This window comes from Ruegeria sp. BE9, assembly GCF_056538765.1.
Genome location: NZ_JBQFTS010000001.1, coordinates 95,839 through 114,844 on the forward strand (window position 1 = coordinate 95,839; position 19,006 = coordinate 114,844).

Annotated in this window: 24 protein-coding genes; 11 read left to right on the forward strand and 13 right to left on the reverse strand. The window is 55.9% G+C overall.

Going from position 1 to position 19,006, the window contains the following annotated elements; all coding sequences use genetic code 11:
* Positions 1 to 18: 18 nt before the first annotated feature.
* A complete protein-coding gene (locus tag ACR0EO_RS00455) occupies positions 19 to 300 on the reverse strand; it encodes a hypothetical protein (protein WP_480686427.1) in 282 nt (93 codons plus the stop codon).
* Between the two features lie 254 nt (positions 301 to 554).
* Here ACR0EO_RS00455 and ACR0EO_RS00460 point away from each other — a divergent pair, with 254 nt between their 5' ends.
* Positions 555 to 1,163, forward strand: a complete 609-nt coding sequence (locus ACR0EO_RS00460) for a DUF2726 domain-containing protein (RefSeq protein ID WP_480686428.1) — start codon at positions 555 to 557, stop codon at positions 1,161 to 1,163.
* A gap of 46 nt (positions 1,164 to 1,209) precedes the next feature.
* Here ACR0EO_RS00460 and parE read toward each other — a convergent pair whose 3' ends face one another.
* On the reverse strand, positions 1,210 to 3,168 hold the full coding sequence (gene parE / locus ACR0EO_RS00465) for a DNA topoisomerase IV subunit B (RefSeq protein ID WP_480686429.1): 1,959 nt from the start codon (positions 3,166 to 3,168) through the stop codon (positions 1,210 to 1,212).
* A gap of 161 nt (positions 3,169 to 3,329) precedes the next feature.
* Positions 3,330 to 4,169 carry a class I SAM-dependent methyltransferase gene (locus tag ACR0EO_RS00470; protein ID WP_480686430.1) on the reverse strand — a complete coding sequence of 280 codons (840 nt, stop codon included), beginning with the start codon at positions 4,167 to 4,169 and terminating at the stop codon, positions 3,330 to 3,332.
* Between the two features lie 111 nt (positions 4,170 to 4,280).
* Here ACR0EO_RS00470 and ACR0EO_RS00475 point away from each other — a divergent pair, with 111 nt between their 5' ends.
* The 3 genes from ACR0EO_RS00475 to ACR0EO_RS00485 all read left to right on the forward strand — a co-directional run bounded on the left by ACR0EO_RS00475 (position 4,281) and on the right by ACR0EO_RS00485 (position 7,422).
* Positions 4,281 to 4,889 (forward strand): carboxymuconolactone decarboxylase family protein, encoded by a 609-nt coding sequence (locus tag ACR0EO_RS00475; protein ID WP_480686431.1) that lies wholly within the window; start codon positions 4,281 to 4,283, stop codon positions 4,887 to 4,889.
* Positions 4,890 to 5,021: 132 nt separating this feature from the next.
* Positions 5,022 to 5,945, forward strand: a complete 924-nt coding sequence (gene ppk2, locus ACR0EO_RS00480) for a polyphosphate kinase 2 (RefSeq protein ID WP_480686432.1) — start codon at positions 5,022 to 5,024, stop codon at positions 5,943 to 5,945.
* A 112-nt stretch (positions 5,946 to 6,057) separates the two neighbouring features.
* Entirely contained in the window at positions 6,058 to 7,422 is a 1,365-nt protein-coding gene (locus ACR0EO_RS00485; RefSeq protein ID WP_480686433.1) for an MATE family efflux transporter, read from the forward strand.
* Between the two features lie 8 nt (positions 7,423 to 7,430).
* On the opposite strand, the gene ACR0EO_RS00490 is transcribed toward ACR0EO_RS00485, so the two are convergent.
* Both ACR0EO_RS00490 and ACR0EO_RS00495 read right to left on the reverse strand, forming a co-directional pair.
* Positions 7,431 to 7,832: a hypothetical protein gene (locus tag ACR0EO_RS00490; RefSeq protein WP_480686434.1), complete on the reverse strand. Its 402-nt coding sequence runs from the start codon at positions 7,830 to 7,832 to the stop codon at positions 7,431 to 7,433.
* Positions 7,833 to 7,845: 13 nt separating this feature from the next.
* On the reverse strand, positions 7,846 to 9,048 hold the full coding sequence (locus ACR0EO_RS00495) for a pyridoxal phosphate-dependent aminotransferase (RefSeq protein WP_480686435.1): 1,203 nt from the start codon (positions 9,046 to 9,048) through the stop codon (positions 7,846 to 7,848).
* 92 nt (positions 9,049 to 9,140) lie between these two features.
* Between ACR0EO_RS00495 and ACR0EO_RS00500 the strand changes: the two genes are divergently transcribed.
* The 3 genes from ACR0EO_RS00500 (at position 9,141) to ACR0EO_RS00510 (ending at position 10,363) form a co-directional block, all read left to right on the forward strand.
* Complete coding sequence (locus ACR0EO_RS00500) at positions 9,141 to 9,533, forward strand: helix-turn-helix domain-containing protein (protein WP_480686436.1); 393 nt, start codon at positions 9,141 to 9,143, stop codon at positions 9,531 to 9,533.
* A gap of 35 nt (positions 9,534 to 9,568) precedes the next feature.
* Positions 9,569 to 9,787: a succinate dehydrogenase assembly factor 2 gene (locus ACR0EO_RS00505; RefSeq protein WP_480688201.1), complete on the forward strand. Its 219-nt coding sequence runs from the start codon at positions 9,569 to 9,571 to the stop codon at positions 9,785 to 9,787.
* A 78-nt stretch (positions 9,788 to 9,865) separates the two neighbouring features.
* The gene (locus ACR0EO_RS00510; protein WP_480686437.1) at positions 9,866 to 10,363 is read left to right on the forward strand and encodes a MarR family winged helix-turn-helix transcriptional regulator; all 498 of its coding nucleotides are present in this window, start codon (positions 9,866 to 9,868) and stop codon (positions 10,361 to 10,363) included.
* Here ACR0EO_RS00510 and ACR0EO_RS00515 read toward each other — a convergent pair whose 3' ends face one another.
* Both ACR0EO_RS00515 and ACR0EO_RS00520 read right to left on the reverse strand, forming a co-directional pair.
* Positions 10,364 to 11,068, reverse strand: a complete 705-nt coding sequence (locus ACR0EO_RS00515) for a DUF1194 domain-containing protein (RefSeq protein ID WP_480686438.1) — start codon at positions 11,066 to 11,068, stop codon at positions 10,364 to 10,366. It abuts the gene before it with no gap.
* Positions 11,065 to 11,493 carry a VOC family protein gene (locus ACR0EO_RS00520; RefSeq protein WP_480686439.1) on the reverse strand — a complete coding sequence of 143 codons (429 nt, stop codon included), beginning with the start codon at positions 11,491 to 11,493 and terminating at the stop codon, positions 11,065 to 11,067. The genes ACR0EO_RS00515 and ACR0EO_RS00520 overlap by 4 nt, the downstream gene beginning before the upstream one ends.
* Before the next feature lie 175 nt (positions 11,494 to 11,668).
* Here ACR0EO_RS00520 and thyX point away from each other — a divergent pair, with 175 nt between their 5' ends.
* Together thyX and ACR0EO_RS00530 are read left to right on the forward strand one after the other, a co-directional pair.
* Positions 11,669 to 12,580, forward strand: coding sequence for an FAD-dependent thymidylate synthase (gene thyX / locus ACR0EO_RS00525; RefSeq protein WP_480686440.1), 912 nt, complete (start codon positions 11,669 to 11,671; stop codon positions 12,578 to 12,580).
* A gap of 166 nt (positions 12,581 to 12,746) precedes the next feature.
* Positions 12,747 to 12,947 (forward strand): hypothetical protein, encoded by a 201-nt coding sequence (locus ACR0EO_RS00530; RefSeq protein ID WP_480686441.1) that lies wholly within the window; start codon positions 12,747 to 12,749, stop codon positions 12,945 to 12,947.
* A gap of 81 nt (positions 12,948 to 13,028) precedes the next feature.
* Here the strand turns inward: ACR0EO_RS00530 and ACR0EO_RS00535 are convergent, their stop codons facing one another.
* Entirely contained in the window at positions 13,029 to 13,235 is a 207-nt protein-coding gene (locus tag ACR0EO_RS00535; RefSeq protein WP_480686442.1) for a cold-shock protein, read from the reverse strand.
* A 216-nt stretch (positions 13,236 to 13,451) separates the two neighbouring features.
* On the opposite strand from ACR0EO_RS00535, the gene ACR0EO_RS00540 reads away from it, so the two are divergent.
* Together ACR0EO_RS00540 and ACR0EO_RS00545 are read left to right on the forward strand one after the other, a co-directional pair.
* Positions 13,452 to 13,769, forward strand: a complete 318-nt coding sequence (locus ACR0EO_RS00540; protein WP_480686443.1) for an ArsC/Spx/MgsR family protein — start codon at positions 13,452 to 13,454, stop codon at positions 13,767 to 13,769.
* Positions 13,770 to 13,810: 41 nt separating this feature from the next.
* Positions 13,811 to 14,179 (forward strand): hypothetical protein, encoded by a 369-nt coding sequence (locus ACR0EO_RS00545; RefSeq protein WP_480686444.1) that lies wholly within the window; start codon positions 13,811 to 13,813, stop codon positions 14,177 to 14,179.
* 1 nt (position 14,180) lies between these two features.
* Here ACR0EO_RS00545 and ACR0EO_RS00550 read toward each other — a convergent pair whose 3' ends face one another.
* The 5 genes from ACR0EO_RS00550 to thrS form a co-directional block, all read right to left on the reverse strand.
* Complete coding sequence (locus ACR0EO_RS00550; protein WP_480686445.1) at positions 14,181 to 14,708, reverse strand: DoxX family protein; 528 nt, start codon at positions 14,706 to 14,708, stop codon at positions 14,181 to 14,183.
* Positions 14,705 to 15,466: an HvfC/BufC family peptide modification chaperone gene (locus tag ACR0EO_RS00555; RefSeq protein WP_480686446.1), complete on the reverse strand. Its 762-nt coding sequence runs from the start codon at positions 15,464 to 15,466 to the stop codon at positions 14,705 to 14,707. Before ACR0EO_RS00555 ends, ACR0EO_RS00550 begins: the two co-directional genes overlap by 4 nt.
* A complete protein-coding gene (gene bufB, locus ACR0EO_RS00560; RefSeq protein ID WP_480686447.1) occupies positions 15,463 to 16,320 on the reverse strand; it encodes an MNIO family bufferin maturase in 858 nt (285 codons plus the stop codon). Before bufB ends, ACR0EO_RS00555 begins: the two co-directional genes overlap by 4 nt.
* Before the next feature lie 70 nt (positions 16,321 to 16,390).
* On the reverse strand, positions 16,391 to 16,693 hold the full coding sequence (locus tag ACR0EO_RS00565; protein WP_480686448.1) for a BufA1 family periplasmic bufferin-type metallophore: 303 nt from the start codon (positions 16,691 to 16,693) through the stop codon (positions 16,391 to 16,393).
* A gap of 222 nt (positions 16,694 to 16,915) precedes the next feature.
* The gene (gene thrS, locus ACR0EO_RS00570; RefSeq protein WP_480686449.1) at positions 16,916 to 18,874 is read right to left on the reverse strand and encodes a threonine--tRNA ligase; all 1,959 of its coding nucleotides are present in this window, start codon (positions 18,872 to 18,874) and stop codon (positions 16,916 to 16,918) included.
* Positions 18,875 to 19,006 lie beyond the last annotated feature (132 nt).

Here is a 19,006-nt window from a genome sequence, read left to right on the forward strand (position 1 = left end):
GTCCGCCCACCAACCGATTCAATTATTGGTCGAGAATGTGCTCTGCGGCTTCCATTTAAGGGTGCCGTCGCTTTCACGGTGACAACGCAGCAGGCGTTCCTGAATCGTACTGACCGTTTCCGTGACAGTGTTGTCTCCGGTCAGCAGGACAAAAGCGTCCTCGGAGTAGGCCATTCCATCATAATAGCAGAACTTAGTCTCGGCGCCGTCCGGAATGGGCGAAGCGAGGCTAAGCGTTTGCTGCGCGGTTGCTTGGCTGGCCAGCAGTGCAAAGGCTAGCCCAAGGGGTAATGTCTTCATGTTGTCCTCCCGTTCGAAATCTTGTGTTTGGTCTCATTGGGTCTTGGACGCTCGGAACCCCAAATGTCGTTCTTGAATGACGATTTCGAGGGTAAGTGTGAACGAGATCAACGGGTTAGGCAAGGGGCGTGTTTTTGTATTACCTGTTGCCTTTCAGAGTCTGGAAATCCAACGTTGCTTTTGATCCCTGTGTATTTGTACTAAAATACATTCACTGGTTGGAATTTTAGATTGGTTGTCGAGGGAAGGTTTTTGTGGAAACTTTTTTTGTTTTTTTAGTTCTGCTTGTCATTGTCGCAGTTTTTACAGTCAAGGCATACCGAAAAACGCGAAGAAAACTACTTCACCGGAAGCCTCGCAACAGAGGCCCTGCCGACAACTGGGGCCTAGCAGACCCAAAAAATCAACTTGAGGCAGTGTCCCGTGTCAACTTTGAAAAAGTCAAATTGATGAACGCGGCAGAATACAGGGTTTTTAAGTTCTTAGAGAATACTATCGCCAGTATCGGGGCTGGGCATCGAGTGATGGCTCAAACAAGTTTAGGCGAAATTATAAAGCCAAGCCGTGATGAAGGAGATTGGCGAGCGAAAAAAAACGCCTTCGCGTCAATTAACTCTAAGCGGTTGGATTTTTGCGTTGTTGACAAAAACGGTTTTGTCGTGCTGGCCGTTGAATACCAAGGTAGTGGGCATCATCAACAAAAAGCGTTCATGCGCGATGCAGTAAAGCGGGAGGCATTGAGAAGGGCTGGCATTCCATTTCTGGAAGTTGAAAAAGGAATGAAACCCGCAGAGCTAAAAAACCGGATTGAAAACTATCTATTGAGCGATGGCCAAGTAACCCTCAACCTAAACATGACTTAACAGTTAACTTGGCACTTTTCATGAGATCGCCACGAAGAACTCGGCCTCAAACATCCAACTCCTCCACAAACCGTGCGTTCTCCTGAATGTATTGGAACCGCATTTCGGGTTTTTTGCCCATCAGGCGCTCGACAAGGTCGCCGGTCTCGCCGGGTTCGTCCTCGTCGATGGTGACGCGGATTAGTTTGCGGGATGCGGGGTCCATCGTGGTCTCTTTCAGGTCCTTGGCGTCCATCTCGCCCAGACCCTTGAAGCGTGAGACGTCGATCTTGCCCTTGCCGCCTAGGCCTTTCTCAAGCCATTCGTCGCGCTCAGCCTCGTCCAGACAATAGACCCGTTTCGCCCCTTGCGTCAGGCGATAGAGGGGTGGGCAGGCGAGGTACAGGTGGCCCGCGTCGATCATAGGGCGCATCTGGGTAAAGAAGAACGTCATCAGCAGCGAGGCGATATGCGCCCCGTCTACATCCGCGTCGGTCATTATGATGACCTTGTCATAACGCAGGTCGTCGACGTTGAACTTGGTGCCAAGGCCCACACCCAGCGCCTGCGTCAGGTCGTTGATCTCGGCATTGGTGCCCAGTTTCGAACTGGCCGCGCCCAGCACGTTCAGGATTTTGCCGCGCAATGGCAGCAGGGCCTGTGTTTTACGATCGCGACCCATTTTGGCAGAACCACCGGCCGAGTCGCCTTCGACAATGAATAGTTCCGTGCCATCGCGTGTTGAACTAGAACAGTCCACCAGCTTGCCGGGGAGACGAAGTTTCTTAGTGGCGGACTTGCGTTGTGTTTCCTTCTCGGCCCGTCGGCGCAGACGTTCCTCAGCCCGCAGGATGAGGAAGTCCAGAATGGCGCCGGCGGATTTCGTGTCCGCGGCCAGCCAGTTGTCGAAATGGTCGCGGACGGAGTTTTCGACCAGCCGCTGCGCCTCGACCGTAGCGAGGCGGTCTTTGGTCTGGCCGACAAATTCCGGCTCGCTGATAAAGCACGACACCAGCGCGCAACCACCGGTGATCAGGTCATCACGGGTTATCTGGCCGGCCTTCTTGTTATTGATCAGCTCTCCATAGGCTTTGATCCCCTTGAGAACAGCAGCCCAGAAGCCTGCCACATGGGTGCCGCCTTCGGGTGTTGGGACAGTATTACAGTAGGACTGGATGAACCCGTCGCGCGATGGCGTCCAGTTGATCGCCCATTCGACCTTGCCGGGAGTTCCGAACTTTTCATTGAAGTCCACCGTGCCGGCAAAGGGTTGCTCGGCATAGGTGGAGGAACCGTTCATCGTCTCCTTCAGGTAATCCGAAAGTCCACCGGGGAAGTGGAAGGTCGCCTCGGTCGGGGTTTCACCGTCGTCGATGGCGGATTTCCAGCGGATTTCAACGCCCGAGAACAAGTAGGCCTTAGAGCGAATGGATTTGAACAGCCGCGCCGGTTTGAATTTATGATGGCCGAAGATCTCGGCATCGGCGTGGAACGTTACAGTGGTGCCGCGCCGGTTGGGGGCTGCACCAACCTTTTCCACCGGGCCTAACGGGATACCGCGCGAGAATCGCTGCTCGAACAGCGTCTTGTCTCGCGCCACCTGAACGACCATCGAATCCGACAGAGCGTTCACAACGGATGCACCAACGCCATGAAGACCGCCCGAGGTCTGATAGGCCTTGCCCGAGAATTTACCCCCCGCGTGCAGGGTACATAGAATGACCTCCAACGCCGATTTGTCCGGAAACTTGGGGTGCGGGTCGATCGGAATACCACGCCCGTTGTCGCGCACGGTCAGGGCGTAGTCTGCGTGCAGCTCAACCTCGATCCGGTTGGCGTGACCGGCGACTGCTTCGTCCATCGAGTTGTCGAGGATTTCGGCCACCATATGGTGCAGCGCGCGCTCATCAGTGCCGCCGATATACATACCGGGGCGTTTTCGGACCGGCTCCAGGCCTTCAAGCACCTCAATTGAGGAGGCGTCGTAGGTGGTGGTCGCGCTAGGCGTCAACAGATCGTCGGGCATCGGTGCTGCTCTTGTTTTTGGGTTGGGTCCCATTATGGCAGGTGATGTGGTCCGGGGGAAGAGGGGCCCGAGGTGTTGTGGGCGTTTGACATTGCCGAACGCTCAAAAGAACTGATCACAGATACCGGTTTTACTGTGCAGAACTGGCTAAAATGACGGGGTTATTTAGGTTTTTCAGCAGTCAGGCGTACCCCGCCGATGCGGTGTTGCTGCACGTCGCTGACAAAATGCGCGTACATTTTCAGGAAGTCATCCCCTTTGGATGGGTTGCCCGCGCGCTCAGCCTCGGCATCCAGCGTCTGATACATACTCAGTCGACGCGCGAGAATATCGCCCCAAGGCCCCGACACGTCTTCGGCAGAGACTATTTCGAATCCTGCCTGTCGGAGCTCGCTTTCGTATTCGGGAATGCTCAGCAAGGATTGGCAGGCAAAGCGCAGGCGGTATTGCTCCATCTCATCTTCGGGCAGGGGGGTGTGCATTACCCAGTCGGTAAATGCGAACCGTCCGCCCGGACGCAAAACGCGAAACACTTCATGCAGCGCCTTGGGCTTGTTTGGAATGTGCAGAAATGATTCCTGACTGACAGCTGCGTCGAACTGCGCGTCTTCGAAGGGCATTTCCATTGCGCTGCCCAGGACAGGGTGAATCTTGTCCTGCAATCCAACCAGTCCATTCAATTCCTTGGCCCCGTCTACACGGTTGGGGCTGATGTCGACGCCTGTAACCTCTACCTGGCGTTCGGACACGTACCAGCGCGCGGGGCCGCAAAGCCCAGCGCATACGTCAAGAACACTGTCTCCGGGGTTCATCTGGGCCTTGTCTGCCAGTCGGGCGTTGGCATCCAGCCCATCATAGTGATCCTGATCATAGGGGTAGAGATCTTTGGGGGTCACACCATCGACTGAACCGCGGAGGTCTTTTAGCTTTGTCAGAATATGTGGCGCAGAAATAGGGTGGTTAGCATACCATTCCGCAACAGTTTTTTCCGCCATTTCCATCGGATACTCCCTCCCTTGCCATAGGGCAGCTTAGCCTGACATGGTGGGCCGATCCAGTTTCGTCTCTTGTAGACCGGATTGGGCAGGGCGCGACAACATGGCGGGGGCTAAATGAGCTGGATAAAGACTGTTCCGTTTGATCAGGCGAGCGGCAAGTTGAAGAAGCTGTACGAACGGGTCACCGGGCCGAACAACAATGTAGACAATATCATGATGGTCCACTCGCTTCGGCCTCACTCGATGGAAGGCCACATGGCGTTGTACAAAAACGTTCTGCACCATTCGGCCAACAAAATTCCTAAGTGGTTTCTTGAGGTGTTGGGAGTGTGGGTCAGCTCTCTTAATCGGTGTGAATATTGTGTCGAGCATCACTTCAGCGGATTGCAACGTCTATTGCAGGATCCGGAGCAGGGCAGCGCCATCCGCAGCGCCATTGAAGCCCAAAAGCCAGAAGCGGCGCCTTTGGATGCCGCACAAATTGCAGCGATGCATTACGCTCGAAAATTGACCGAAGCCCCGGCGGATATGGTTGAGGCAGACGTTCAAGCTCTGCGCAATGCAGGGTGGGATGATGGTGAGATCCTCGAGATCAATCAGGTCTGTGCGTATTTCTCTTACGCAAACCGAACTGTTCTTGGACTGGGGTGCTCAACGAAAGGCGATGTTCTTGGATTGTCACCGAACAATTCGGATGACCCAGCAGATTGGGGGCACACCTAGGCGAGTGTGCATAGCCGGGTTTTAGCGTTGGATTTTTGATGTATTTTTGCGTCCTGATTTGACCCCAATCAAAGCGCGTAAATAGATCATCTGCTAGCTCCTCCTCAGGATAGTGAAATGAGGAGCATTTGAATGGAAGCTGTGGCGCAGAACGAGAAAATCCAATCCCCCGTTAAAGTAATTCCCGCACCCAAGCCCGAGGCTGTGCAGCCAAGCCCGGAGCGGATTCGTCAAGCCTTTGAAAGCGGTAAATACCCCTATGCCCGCAAGATGGCTCGCAGCAAATACGAGGCCGAGAAGGCTCAGCTACAGGCCGAACTGCTCAAGGTGCAGCTATGGGCACAAGAGACAGGTCAGCGTTTCGTTCTGTTGTTCGAAGGGCGCGACGCCGCTGGTAAAGGCGGAACCATCAAGCGCTTTATGGAGCACCTGAACCCGCGTCAGGCACGCGTGGTGGCATTGAACAAACCGACCTGGGAAGAAAAGGGCCAGTGGTATTATCAGCGTTACATCCAAGAATTGCCAACGGTTGGGGAAATGGTGTTCTACGACCGCTCTTGGTACAACCGCGCGGGCGTTGAACGGGTCATGGGATTCTGTTCGCCGAACGAATATCTTGAGTTCATGCGTCAGACGCCCGAGCTTGAGCGGATGTTGGTTCGCTCGGGAATTCAGCTTTACAAATATTGGTTCTCTGTCACGCAAACTGAACAGCAGCGCCGGTTCAAAAGCCGTGAGACCGATCCTCTGAAGCAGTGGAAGCTGTCGCCGATCGACAAAGCAAGTCTGAACAAGTGGGACGACTACACCGAAGCGAAAGAAGCGATGTTCTTCTACACCGACACTGCTGATGCGCCTTGGACCATCGTAAAATCAAACGATAAGAAGCGTGCACGCTTGAACTGCATGCGGCATTTCCTGTCGACACTGGATTATCCGGACAAGGACGATTCCATTGTTGGAGACCCTGATCCCCTGATCGTTGGGCAGGCCCACCATGTGATCCATCGGTCCGAGCATATTCTGGGCAACGCGCTGCATCCTGACGCGCGCTAACGGACAGATGCCCATGCCGGGGTTACTCTTTGACCTCGGCTCGCAAGTATCACTCTGAAATTTCACCGATCCACCCTTGTCCCGGCCCTTGGCCGGGAATAAGGCTGGTGTGATGAACAAGGTGATGACATATCGCGCCCACTTTCGGGCGATTGCAGTGCTGGGTCTGCCGCTTATCGGCGGACATCTGGCGCAGTTTGCTATTGGCCTGACGGATACAATCATGCTGGGCTGGTACGGGGTTGAGGCGCTGGCCGCGGTAACGTTGGCCAGCAGCTATTACTTTGTACTGTTCCTTTTTGGTGCCGGGTTCGGCTGGGCGGTGATGCCTATGGTAGCAACCGCTGCTGCCGAAGAGGATGAGACCAGCATTCGTCGGTCGACCCGAATGGGGCTTTGGCTGTCGCTGATCTATGCCGCGCTGATGATGCCTTTGCTGTGGTGGTCTTATCCGATTCTGATCGCCTTAAAGCAGGAGCCGCAGGTGGCGGAAACTGCTTCGCAATATTTGCGTGTCGCGGGTTGGGGTTTGTTCCCGGCCCTTATCGTTATGGTTCTAAAGTCCTATCTGGCCGCGCTTGAGCGGACTCAGATCGTACTTTGGATCACAGTCACTGCGGCGGTCGTTAACGGTCTGACCAACTATGCGCTGATCTTCGGAAACTGGGGCGCGCCCGAAATGGGTGTGATCGGTGCTGCCATCGCTTCGGTTGTGACGCAGATCGTCTCTTTGGTGTTTGTGGTGATCTACGCGGTGCGCGTGTTGCCGGAACACAGTCTGTTCCAACGCTTCTGGCGGCCGGATTGGGAGATGTTCCTGAGCGTACTGCGTTTAGGTGTTCCGATTGGCCTGACCACACTGGCCGAAGTCAGCCTGTTTGCCATGTCAGCTATAATGATGGGCTGGCTGGGTCAGGTGCCGCTAGCCGCGCACGGGATCGCGCTGAATCTCGCCTCGGCTACATTCATGGTGCATCTTGGGTTGTCCAACGCGGCAACGATCAGGGCCGGAAACGCGCTTGGACGAAAGGACAGGCCGCACCTTGAAAAAGGTGCGATAGCAGTGACGGGGATGTCTTTGGTGATGTCCGTGCTGACGGTCATTCTGTTCCTGACATGCGCCGAGCCGTTGATTTCATTGTTCATGGAAGCTGACGATCCGCAGCGCCCACAGATTCTGGCCATCGGTACCGGATTGCTCGCCATGGCCGCGTTGTTCCAACTGGTGGACGGGGCGCAGGTGATCGCGCTGGGTCTGCTGCGCGGGTTGCAGGATGCCAAGATACCGATGGTGATGGCCGGCCTCAGCTACTGGGTGATAGGAATTCCAGCCTCTTACTACTTTGGGTTTGTGCAAGGCATGGATGGGATCGGCATTTGGCTTGGCCTTGTGCTGGGTCTCGCCTGTGCGGCCGTTTTGCTGATGGCGCGGTTCTGGATGCGTTCTGTCCGTGAGGTTGGTGTGCCGGCAGAATAATCGCCCGGTCAGCCCTTGGTCAGCCGATCCGCCTTTTTGCGCACTAGAACGGTGCGCAAATCGTGCATCGCCAGCAGCAACCGGTCGGTGACATCCTCTAGCTGTTCTTCTGTGGCCTTGGATTGCGCCCATTGCGTCGTCAAGTTCATGTAGTCGACCGCGCGATGAATATCGTCGATATCGCGCTGCGCCAGCAGGGCTTTGCGCTCGGCCATCCAGCGGGTGATTTCAGCCTGATCGGCCTCGGTCAGGGTGCGTTGACCCTGCGGCTTCACGTCACCATTGCGGATGTTGATGACCGCGATCTGATCCATCTCGATCCGCCGTTGGCGGTTTTCAGTGTCGATCCTGAAAACCGCCGCGCCATTTTCGCGGATGCGGAAATAGTATTCGGGCAGCTCTGCGGTCATCGGAAACTCCGTCTCAGGTCAGGGACGCGCAGAAGCGCTGAATGCGGGCGCAGGCCTCGGTCAAGGCTTCGTCCGAAGTGGCGTAGCTGACGCGGAAATTCGGTGACAAGCCAAAGGCTGCACCAAAGACAACGGCGACGTCGGCCTCTTCAAGCAACGCTGTCGCAAATGCCTCGTCCGAGTCAATCACTGTTCCTGCCGAGGTGGTCTTGCCGATTAGCCCGGAGATAGAGGGATAGACATAGAACGCCCCTTCGGGTGTCGGGCAGGTGATGCCATCGATCTCGTTCAGCATGCTGACCACCAAGTTGCGACGGCGTTTGAACGTCTCGTTGTTCGGGGCCAGAAACGCCTGCGTCCCGTTCAATGCCTCAACGGCGGCCCATTGGCTGACCGAACAGGGGTTTGAGGTGGATTGAGACTGAATCTTGCGCATCGCAGCGATTATTTCGACCGGACCAGCCGCATATCCAATCCGCCAGCCGGTCATGGCATAGGCCTTGGAAACACCGTTGCAGGTCAGCGTACGGTCATAAAGACCGGGCTCGACTTCGGCAGGGGTGCAGAACTCGAAGCCGTCGTAAGCCAGGTGTTCATACATATCGTCAGACATGATCCATACGTGCGGGTGACGCATCAACACGTCGGTCAGCGCCTTCAGTTCGTCTCGGCTGTAGCCCGCGCCGGTCGGGTTCGAAGGCGAGTTGAAGATAAACCACTTGGTCTTTGGCGTGATCGCGGCCTCAAGCTGTTCGGCGGTCAGTTTGAAGCTGTTCTCGAGCGTCGTCTCGACCACAACCGGTGTGCCGCCCGCCAGCAGCACCATATCCGGGTAGCTGACCCAGTACGGTGCAGGGATGATGACTTCATCACCGGCATTCATCGTCGCCATCAGCGCGTTGTAGAGTGTCTGCTTGCCGCCGGTGCCGACCGAGATCTGCGCAGGTGTGTAATCCAGCCCGTGGTCGCGCTTCATCTTGGCGCAAGCAGCTTGTTTCAGCTCTGGGATGCCATCAGGGGCTGTGTATTTGGTCTTACCAGCAGCGATAGCGGCAACGGCTGCATCTTTGATGTTTTGCGGTGTGTCAAAGTCAGGCTCACCCGCGCTGAGGCCGATCACGTCGCGACCGGCGGCTTTTAGCTCAGCCGCTTTTGCTGTCATTGCAATGGTCGGAGAGGGTTTTACGCGTGACAGTGTCGCAGACAGGAAACTCATGGTCGGCCTCGGTTTGTATGTTCAACCTGTCTGTCATAGGGTGCCCCCGAATGACGATCAAGCAGTATGAAAAAAGAGAATTGGAGTCCCTGATGAACGATGAAAGCAACTGGTATGGGCCGGATTCAGCGACATTCGGGGATCGCCTTGCTGCAGCGCGCGAAGCTGCAGGAATGTCTCAGTCACAAATGGCGCGGCGTCTGGGTGTGAAAAAAGCCACGATCGCTGGTTGGGAAAATGATCTGTCCGAGCCGCGAGCTAACCGCCTGTCCATGATGGCCGGGATGGTCAATGTCTCGATCATGTGGCTGCTGACCGGCGAAGGCGAGGGAATGGACGCGCCTATGGATGCGAACGAAACCGCGCCGGAAATGTCGGAGGTCGTCGCCGAGCTTCGGGCAATTCGCGGTGAAATGCGCTCGAGTGCAGAGCGTGCAGCCAAACTCGAGAAAAAGATCCGCCTGATGTTGGAGCAGGGTCAGTGAGCGAAGCTCGTGACGTCAGGATCAAACGCCTGAAGATGCGGTCCATGCGGCGGGGGATCAAGGAAATGGACTTGATCCTTTCCGCCTATGCTGACCGAAACCTGAACGATATGGACCCGTCAGCGCTGGATAACTACGATGCGTTGCTGCACGAAAACGATCAGGACCTGTACCAATGGGTCACTGGGCAGGTTCATCCGCCTGCGCCTTTTGCTGATCTGATCGCCGACATCGCGCAGACCTTTCAGAAATAAAAGAAAATCCAGCTTAACCGATTTTTCGGAATTTCGATCCATGCTGCCTGAAACAGCGCGATTGAATCGGAGGATCGGATGAGTATGGAAATGAAGGTCTCCGCGCCGGAAGCCAAAGGGTTCATGACCAGCTATCTTGAGGCGCTCGCCTTAGTTGAGCGGTTGCACCGCCTGCTGCTGGACGTAATCAAGGATGAGTTCGAGCGTGTTGGCGTTCTCGAAATAAACGCCGTGCAGGCCCTGTTGTTGTTTAACATCGGCGATCATGAGGTTACCGCCGGCGAGTTAAAAAGCCGTGGTTACTATCAGGGCAGCAATGTCAGTTACAACCTGAAAAAGTTGGTGGAAATGGGCTACATGCACCACCAGCGATGTGAGATTGACCGACGCTCTGTGCGGGTTCGTCTGACGCCGCGCGGCAGGGAGATACGCGGTATTGTGGCCGAGCTTTTTTTCCGCCATGCCGAAGGGCTGCAAACCCGTGGCGTGCTAGGATTGGACGGGATCGACGACATCACCACGTCCTTGCGCCGGGTCGAACGTTATTGGACGGATCAAATCCGGTACATCTATTGATCAGGGGCGGATGACTGGGCTGGCATCTGAAAAGACCCGCCCCTTGAGCTCTCTTTCAAGTTTGCGACGCATGGCACGTTCGAAGTCCTCAAAGCCTTGTGCGACCTCTAGAAAAGCGCCGGGTCCATATAAGACGTTTTCTTGGAAGAAAGGGATCAAGAACAGTTCCCCCTCGAAGTCGGCAGCATTTATGACCAAGCCATTGACCACCGTGCCATCGAACGGAAAGTGCTTGTACGCCGAACTCGGTCCGTAACCATCGTTATTTGATCCGTCGCCAGACAGATCGATGGTTTGAAACAAGCAAGACGGTGCCTGTTGCATTAGTTTAGCGCCAAACGCCAACGCGTGTCCCATAGCGGTGGCTGAGCTGCTGTCTGATCGGACTGATTTTTGAACAATAGTTGCGGCGGCTAACAAATCTGCCTGAGTGTCGATCATTGTCCAATTCAGGATAACACGCTGGGTGGTCCGACCGCTCCACTCATAGATCGCCAAAGCAACGGGCATCGGTGACGAAAAGAAAGCGTCGGTAACTTCGGGTGCAATCAAAGCGGCCGCCAACCCTTGTCGCTGCAAAGCGTCTTCGGTCGCATCGACAGATGTCGATATATCCATTGCCAAGGCCAAAGCAAGGCGGCACGCATCTGCGCGCAATGGGCTGGCCAAGCAAGCCAGCCCCAAGGCTGTTAGCCAGCGTTTCACCAGTGACCAGTGCTTTCCATGCTGGCCCAAGGCTCTGCTGGTTCCAGCGCTTCACCATTTTGCAGCAATTCGACCGAGATATTGTCAGGTGACCTGACAAAGGCCATGCGCCCGTCTCGCGGTGGGCGATTGATGACAATGCCGTTGTCCTGCAGGTGCTGACACACTTCGTAAATATTATCGACGCCGTAAGCGAGGTGTCCGAAATGACGACTGTCGCTTGGCAGCTTATCGTCACCGTCCCAGTTATGGGTCAACTCAATTGGCCGGTCCTCTTGCCCGGGAGGCGCCATGAAAATTAACGAAAAACGTCCTTCTTCGCTGTCGTAACGGCGGGTTTCCTTGAGGCCCAGCAGCTCAAAAAACGCCATGGATTTCTCAAGGTCCTTCACTCGGACCATGGTGTGAAGATATGTCAGCCCCATTGTGGCTTCCTTTCTGTTCAGGTGATGCGCGTCAGCTTAGCGCGCGGTCCGAGAGTGTCGAGGGGCAGCGAAGACACATTTTCCAAAATGAGAAAATGAGCGCATATATCGCGGTTCCGGTCGGTGGTTTGCCGAGATATAGTGGTGGGCGACTCATTGCTGGAAAGGAAATTTCATGCCGCTGTCCTCTGATCAACTGGCCGAGATCGAAGCGCAAAGGGCGCAATCGCATCCAACACGCCGCGTTGTGGCTGCGGGAATGGAAGAGCACCTATACAAGGCTCATCAGGTCTTGGACCACGGCTTTGTTCGTGTGATCGACTATATGGGCGACGACGCGGCGATCTGCCAGGCCGCGCGTGTATCCTATGGCAAGGGCACTAAATCGGTACAGAACGACGAAGGTTTGATCCGCTATTTGATGCGTCACTGGCATTCGACTCCGTTCGAAATGTGCGAGATTAAATTGCACGTCAAACTGCCCGTGTTCGTCGCGCGGCAATGGATCCGCCATCGCACGGCAAATGTGAACGAATACTCGGCGCGCTATTCGATTTTGGATCGTGAGTTCTACATTCCGGCACCCGATCACGTGGCGGCCCAGTCTGAGGTGAACAACCAAGGCCGTGGGTCCGCGCTGGAAGGCGAGGAAGCTGCACGTGTTCTAGATATTTTAAAGGCTGATAGCGCGCGGTGTTACGACAGCTACGAAGCGATGATCAGCCAGGATGGACAGCAAGGGCTCGCCCGCGAGCTTGCTCGGATGAACCTGCCGGCGAACATTTACACGCAGTGGTACTGGAAGGTTGATCTGCATAACCTGTTCCACTTCTTGCGTCTGCGGGCCGACCCGCACGCACAGTACGAGATCCGGGTATACGCCGAGGCGATGTGCAAAATTGCCGCCGACTGGGTGCCCTTCGCCTACAAGGCGTTCGAAGACTATCGTCTGGGCGCAGTAAATCTGTCCGCACAGATGGTCGATAGCCTCCGCAGGATGTTGGCAGGTGAAACTGTCACGCAGGAAAACTCGGGTATGACGGCGCGCGAATGGCGTGAATTTGAAGCTGTAATTCGCGAAGGATAAGTGGCTCTCGCATATCGTTTGTCTATACAAAATGTCATGAAAGTGTTACCTTCACTTCATGACATTTTCTGCTGTATCCCGAATAGTTTGCCTGTGTTTTGCTGTGGCTTCACCGGCTGTCGCGAAATCTCCGATAGCTGAAATCATCTGCGAGCCGACACCACGAATGCACGAAAAGCTTGAGCTGCAATTTGGTGCAGAGCGCACCGCTACGGGCGTGCGGAATCCAGAGCAACTGATGGAAGTATGGACCAGTAAATCAGGTGATTGGACCATGGTCGTGACCTACGCCACAGGGACGTCCTGCATCGTCGCAATGGGCCAAAACTGGTTCACTCATGCCGAGGATGATCCGGCGCGAGGATAAGGTTCATGACCTTTGGGAGGTGGTCAACGGCCGGAAATTGGCCGTTGTCCTATTTCGTATCCCGCTAAGAGCGGGGCAGCTTTATAACGGTTTCAAATCAGCGGCCATTTGGCGGCCGTCACGTCCGTCTTGCAGCTCGTACTCGACTTTTTGATTGTCGGCGAGGCCGGTCAGACCTGACCGTTCGACAGCCGAGATATGAACAAATACGTCTTTGCCGCCTTCGTCGGGGGCAATAAACCCGTAGCCTTTAGTGGTATTAAACCATTTCACGGTGCCAGTTGGCATTTCCCGTGTCTCCTTCTACTTACACGTTTACCCACATAATCTGTGGGGGTAGTGATTGACGCTGCCGCTAACCGTCACTGTGTCGCCCACACGATACAGCCCGGATTGCGTGTTTCGTCTTTTTCAACATTGCATGGTGAAGTAAAAAATCAAGAATTACCGGCACAAGTAGGCAAAATTGCTGAAAATTGAACAATTAAGGGGAGTCCCTGGAAAATGCGGCTTTATGGCCTGAAAACTTGCGATACATGTCGTAAGGCACTGAAATCAATAAAAGATGCCGAGTTCGTAGATGTTAGGGCGCAGGGTGTGCCTGACTCTGTGATGAAGCAAGCCTTGGAAACCTTCGGCGGGGCTTTGCTCAATACTCGATCGACGACATGGCGTGGATTGGCCGAAGATCAGCGCACCCGACCACCGCTTGAACTACTTGCGGAACACCCGTCCTTGATGAAGCGGCCTCTGATTGAGCAGGACGGCACTCTTTATTTGGGCTGGACCGCCGAAACAAAGGCAGGGCTTGGAGTTACCTGAATGGGTGACTATGTCGGTTGATCCAAGCAAGAGGGTTTTGAATGCGTAACGCAGCTATGATTTTGGGCGTCATTGCCGGTTTGATTGGAATGATCGTGGGCTTTGTCGGCTATGGTTATGTCGAACTCATCGACCGATATGGCGAGGTTCAAGGCCTGGCGGAACAAGTAGACAACGCGAATGTCATTCAGGCGACTTCGATCATTGCGCCTCTGCTGGCGATAGCCGGAGGCGCGATGTCCCATGCGCGCGCATTGATCGGTGGGGTTCTTTTGCTGATTTCAGCGGCCGGGATGTATTACGCCTTTGGCTTCAATGTGTTCACCATGTTCCCGGTGGCGTTTGCGGCTGTGGCGGGTCTCCTTGGGCTGGCCGCAGGTAAACCGGACGAGCCCAAGGCACATTTCTAACTCACTTAATACGCAGGATCCGGTCCAGCGACAGTGGACCTGCGCCATTGATGACGATCATCAACAGCAGGAATGTCCACAATGTCCGCTGGTCCAATACGTTGGGTGCAGCCGTGAACCAATTACCCAGCGCCGCACCGTGACCAGCGACGTCAACAATGGTCTGTACCCAAACAAAGGCGATCATACCGAGGGCGGCGAACCGTGACAGCAGGCCGACTACGATCAAAGCAGGCAAAAGGAACTCGGCCCATGTGCCTGCGACAGCGATCGCCCAGTGAACGATACCCAGTTGCGAGCTGTCATAGCTGACGGCCTCCATCGCCTTGGGGAAAATCTGAACGTAGGCGCCGTCAGATGGGCGAAGAAAGCCCAAGAAGCCGCTGCCAAGTTTGGTGGTCGCCGAGTTCCAGTAATAGATCAGCAACGTCGCCGCAAAAACCAGCCGGGCAAGGGTTGGCGTCAACCAACCGGAGGTTACTTCCAACCGTCCCAGGGTGTTGTTGTGCAATGAGATCAGGGCAGTCATGTCGCCAGCCTTTCGATAGTCACAGAGGTTATTGCGCCGCCCTGCAGGAGCAGCGCCAGAGTGGCCCCAAGGTCAAAATCGGGGAATTTGGTCGCCGTTTCTTCAAACGCGTGTCCAATGGTTTGCCCGGCCAGAAGACCAGCGATCCAATGCGCGCCACCGGTGGGCAGAAGGTGCGGGATCGGGTCATAGTCGAGCCGGGTAATCAGAACGGCCTCGGGGCCGGGTTCGGGTTTGGGTGCTTCTTCTTCGGTGTTGAAGCGCCAGATGGAAAAGATCGGCCAATCCGAGTTCAGAACCTGCATCGATGGGGCGAACCCCAGCCTCGCTTGCATTATTTCTTCTGGTGGCACGGCCAGCGCGTCTGCTGGAGCGGGCGTGCTGTCAGCAGCATGGTAAGAACGACGTAAGGCCAGTTCCAACCGCGCGACGTCGGGCAGGTACCCTAAATGAGAAAGCTGCTCCATTCCGGTCAGGAAGCCAGGGAACTCTTCGCCATAGAACATCATCAAAGGGGAAGACGGTGGATGTCGGCGTAAAAATATCCCCGACAAACCATCCATGTTCTTTGTGCCCAGCAACCTAGTGATCACCGGAAACGCCTGATGCATCGCTTCTGTCAAAGAAACGGCGACGTTATTTCTATACACGCTGAACCTGCGACCCGCTGGCTGTGCAGAGGCGTCCAGCAATCCGTCAGGGATAGCCGCTGACGGGTCCAGCAGGGCCACGTGAAAGGTTGTTTGCGAAACACTCATGCCGGGATGCGGTCCAAGGCCGCCTGTGCGCGGTCTGCTTCGGCACGCAGAACTGGCCAATCGGGCACATCCGTGTCCCATTCGATCAGCACAGGTTTTGGGCCGGAGCGTTCCAAAACGTAATCCAGCAAAGCCCATACGGGATCCACCACTTCGCGCCCGTGGCTGTCGATCAGCAAGGGGTGGCCGTGATCGTCCTCGTCCTCATCATGGCCGCCGAGGTGAATCTCACCAACTTTATCCAGCGGATAGGCGTCGATGTAGCCTTGCGGTGAGAAATCCAGATTGGTGGCCGAGACAAAAACGTTGTTCACATCCAACAGCAAACCGCAGCCCGAGCGGCGTGCAATCTCGCGCAGGAAATCGGGTTCTGACCAGGTGCTTTCTTCAAACGCCAGATAGCTTGAGGGGTTTTCTAACAGCATCTGTCTGCCGACAGTTTCCTGCACTTGTTCGATGTGCTCGCAAATTCGGGTCAGCGTGGCATCGGTATACGGGAGCGGCAGTAGGTCGTTTAGGAAGTGACTGTCATGCGTCGACCACGCTAGATGTTCGGAGAAACTGGCGGGGTTGAGCCAGCCGACAAGGTGTTTCAAGCGTGCGAGATGCTCTTCGTCCAGCGGGCCTTCGCCACCGATGGAAAGACCTACACCGTGGACGGAAATGGGAAACTGCTCTGACAGGTGTCGCAACTGCGCTATGGGGCGACCGCCGTCACCCATGTAATTTTCAGCGTGAATCTCAAGCCATGCGACGGGGTTGGCGTGGTCCTGGATCTGCGCAAAGTGCTGGGGTTTGTAGCCGACGCCCGGCGCCGCAGGTAGCTTGTTCGATCTGGTGGTGTTGTCCAACATTTGCTTGCTCCCCAATCACGAAAAAGAGGCGGGCGATATGCCCGCCCCTTCGGTTTCTGAAAGCTGAATCTTATGCAGGCAGGTCGCGTTCCAGCGGCTCGAGCGAGCCTTTGCGTGCCGAGCCGTCAGCTGCTTGGGGCAGCTCGATATCGGCGCAGGTGCCCGCGTCGACCAGAGTCCAGGCGTTGCCCTGATAGTCTACGGTCGAGGTGCCCGCGCAGGTGGTGCCGGGGCCGGCGGCACAGTCGTTCTGACCGGCCAGCGATACGCCATAGCATTTTTCTTTGGCTTGTGCTGTGGCGGTCGTTGCTGCGCCCGATACGGCTGCTGCGACTGCGCTTGCGATAACCAGGGTTTTTGCGGTGTTCGACATCTCGGTAATCCCTTTTGATGACTGCGTATGTCTGCTTGTGACAATGACAAAGGTAGTGCTTGCAGGGCTGCAGTTGAATTCACGAGCCCGTGTCTCACAACCCCGTCAGGACATGACATGCCCTCTTGAAGGTTAACAAATTGTTTTTGAAAAGAAAAAGGGTATTTGTTTCAATCCGGCCCCAAAACAGGGGCCGGATTCGGGGCAAATTACCGCCGAATGTTACAGAAGGTCCGGTGGGGTTGCCGCCTGCGACAGTTCATTTGTTACAACGTCAAGCGGTTGAACCTGCGTCTGTTTTTCGCCCAAACGGCGGACGCTGACGGTGCGCTCTTCAACCTCACGGTGACCAACGGCCAGGATGACAGGTACTTTGCCAACCGAGTGCTCACGGACCTTGTAGTTGATTTTTTCGTTGCGGATATCCGCTTCGGCGCGCACGCCCGCAGCCTTTAGCGTTTCGACCACTTCCAGCACATAGTCATCGGCTTCTGACGTGATCGAGGCGACAACTACCTGACGCGGGGCTAGCCAGAACGGCAGCTTGCCGGCGTGCTCTTCGATCAGGATACCGATGAAGCGTTCAAACGAGCCCAGCGTCGCGCGGTGCAGCATGAACGGACGGTGCTTGGCACCATCTGCCCCGATAAAACTGGCGTCGAGACGCTCGGGCAGGTTGGGGTCAACCTGAAGCGTGCCGCACTGCCAGGTCCGGCCAATGGCGTCGGTCAGAGTGAACTCCAGTTTAGGCCCGTAAAACGCGCCTTCGCCTTCAAGGATCTCGTAGTCATAACCGGCCGCTTTACAGGCATCGCCCAGCGCCTTTTCGACCAGATCCCAGCTTTCATCCGAGCCGATCCGCTTTTCCGGACGGGTGGACAGCTTGATCGTCCAGTCGTGGAAGCCCAGATCGGCATAAACCTTGGACAAGAAGGCGATGAACTTGGCGGTCTCAGACTCGATTTGATCCTCGGCGCAGAAGATGTGTCCATCGTCCTGAGTAAAGCCGCGCACCCGCATGATCCCGTGCAACGCGCCCGAGGGCTCATAGCGCGCGCAGGACCCGAACTCGGCCATGCGCAAAGGCAGGTCGCGGTAAGATTTAAGACCTTGATTGAACACCTGCACGTGGCAGGGGCAGTTCATCGGCTTCAGCGCGTTGATCGCCTTTTCGCGGGCATGCTCTTCGTCGACTTCGACGATGAACATGTTTTCCTGGTATTTGTCCCAGTGGCCAGAGGCCTCCCACAGTTTGCGGTCAACGACTTGCGGAGTGTTGACCTCGACATAGCCGTCACGTTCCTGCATCCGGCGCATGTAGTCCTGCAGGGTGGTGTAGATTTTCCAGCCGTTCGGGTGCCAGAAAATCTGACCTGGGGCTTCTTCCTGCATGTGGAACAGGTTCATCTCGCGGCCCAGCTTGCGGTGGTCGCGCTTGGCCGCCTCTTCCAGCATGTGCAGGTGGGCTTTCAGCTTTTCCTTGCCGGTGAAGGCCACGCCGTAGATACGTTGCAGCATCGCGCGGTCGCTGTCGCCACGCCAGTAGGCGCCAGCGATGGACATCAGCTTGAAAGCGTCGCCCGGCAGTTGGCCGGTGTGCTGCAGGTGCGGGCCGCGGCAGAGGTCCTGCCAATGGCCGTGCCAGTACATGCGTAGGGGTTCGTCACCCGGAATGGCTTCGATCAGCTCGACTTTATAAGGCTCGTTGTTGGCCTTGTAGAACTCGATCGCGCGGTCACGGTCCCAGACCTCGGTGGTGACTGGGTCACGCTTGTTGATGATCTCTTTCATCTTCTTCTCGATGAGACCGAGATCTTCGGGCGTGAACGGCTCCTCGCGGTCAAAGTCATAGTACCAGCCGTTTTCAATAACGGGGCCAATAGTGACCTTGGTCGCGGGCCAGATTTCCTGCACTGCACGAGCCATCACATGGGCCAGATCGTGGCGGATCAGCTCATTGGCCTGTTCCTCATCCTTCATGGTGTGGATGGCGATGTCGGCATCGGCCTCGATGGGCCATTGAAGGTCCCAATGCTGACCGTTCACTGTGGCCGAGATGGCTTTTTTCGCCAGCGAGGTCGAGATATCGGCAGCCACTTGCGCGGGCGTAACGCCAGCGTCATAGGAACGTGCATTGCCATCGGGAAAGGTGAGAGAGACGGATTTTGAATCCAAGGCCATATCGGCTCTCCTCGTCGGTTTGGCGCCCACTGAACGCCCGGTTGCGGGTTATGTGTGTTCGGCTCATTTGGCAGGTGCAGCAAAACCTGTCAAGAGCGGAAGGGCAGGGCGCTGACGCTGCGCGATTGCTGA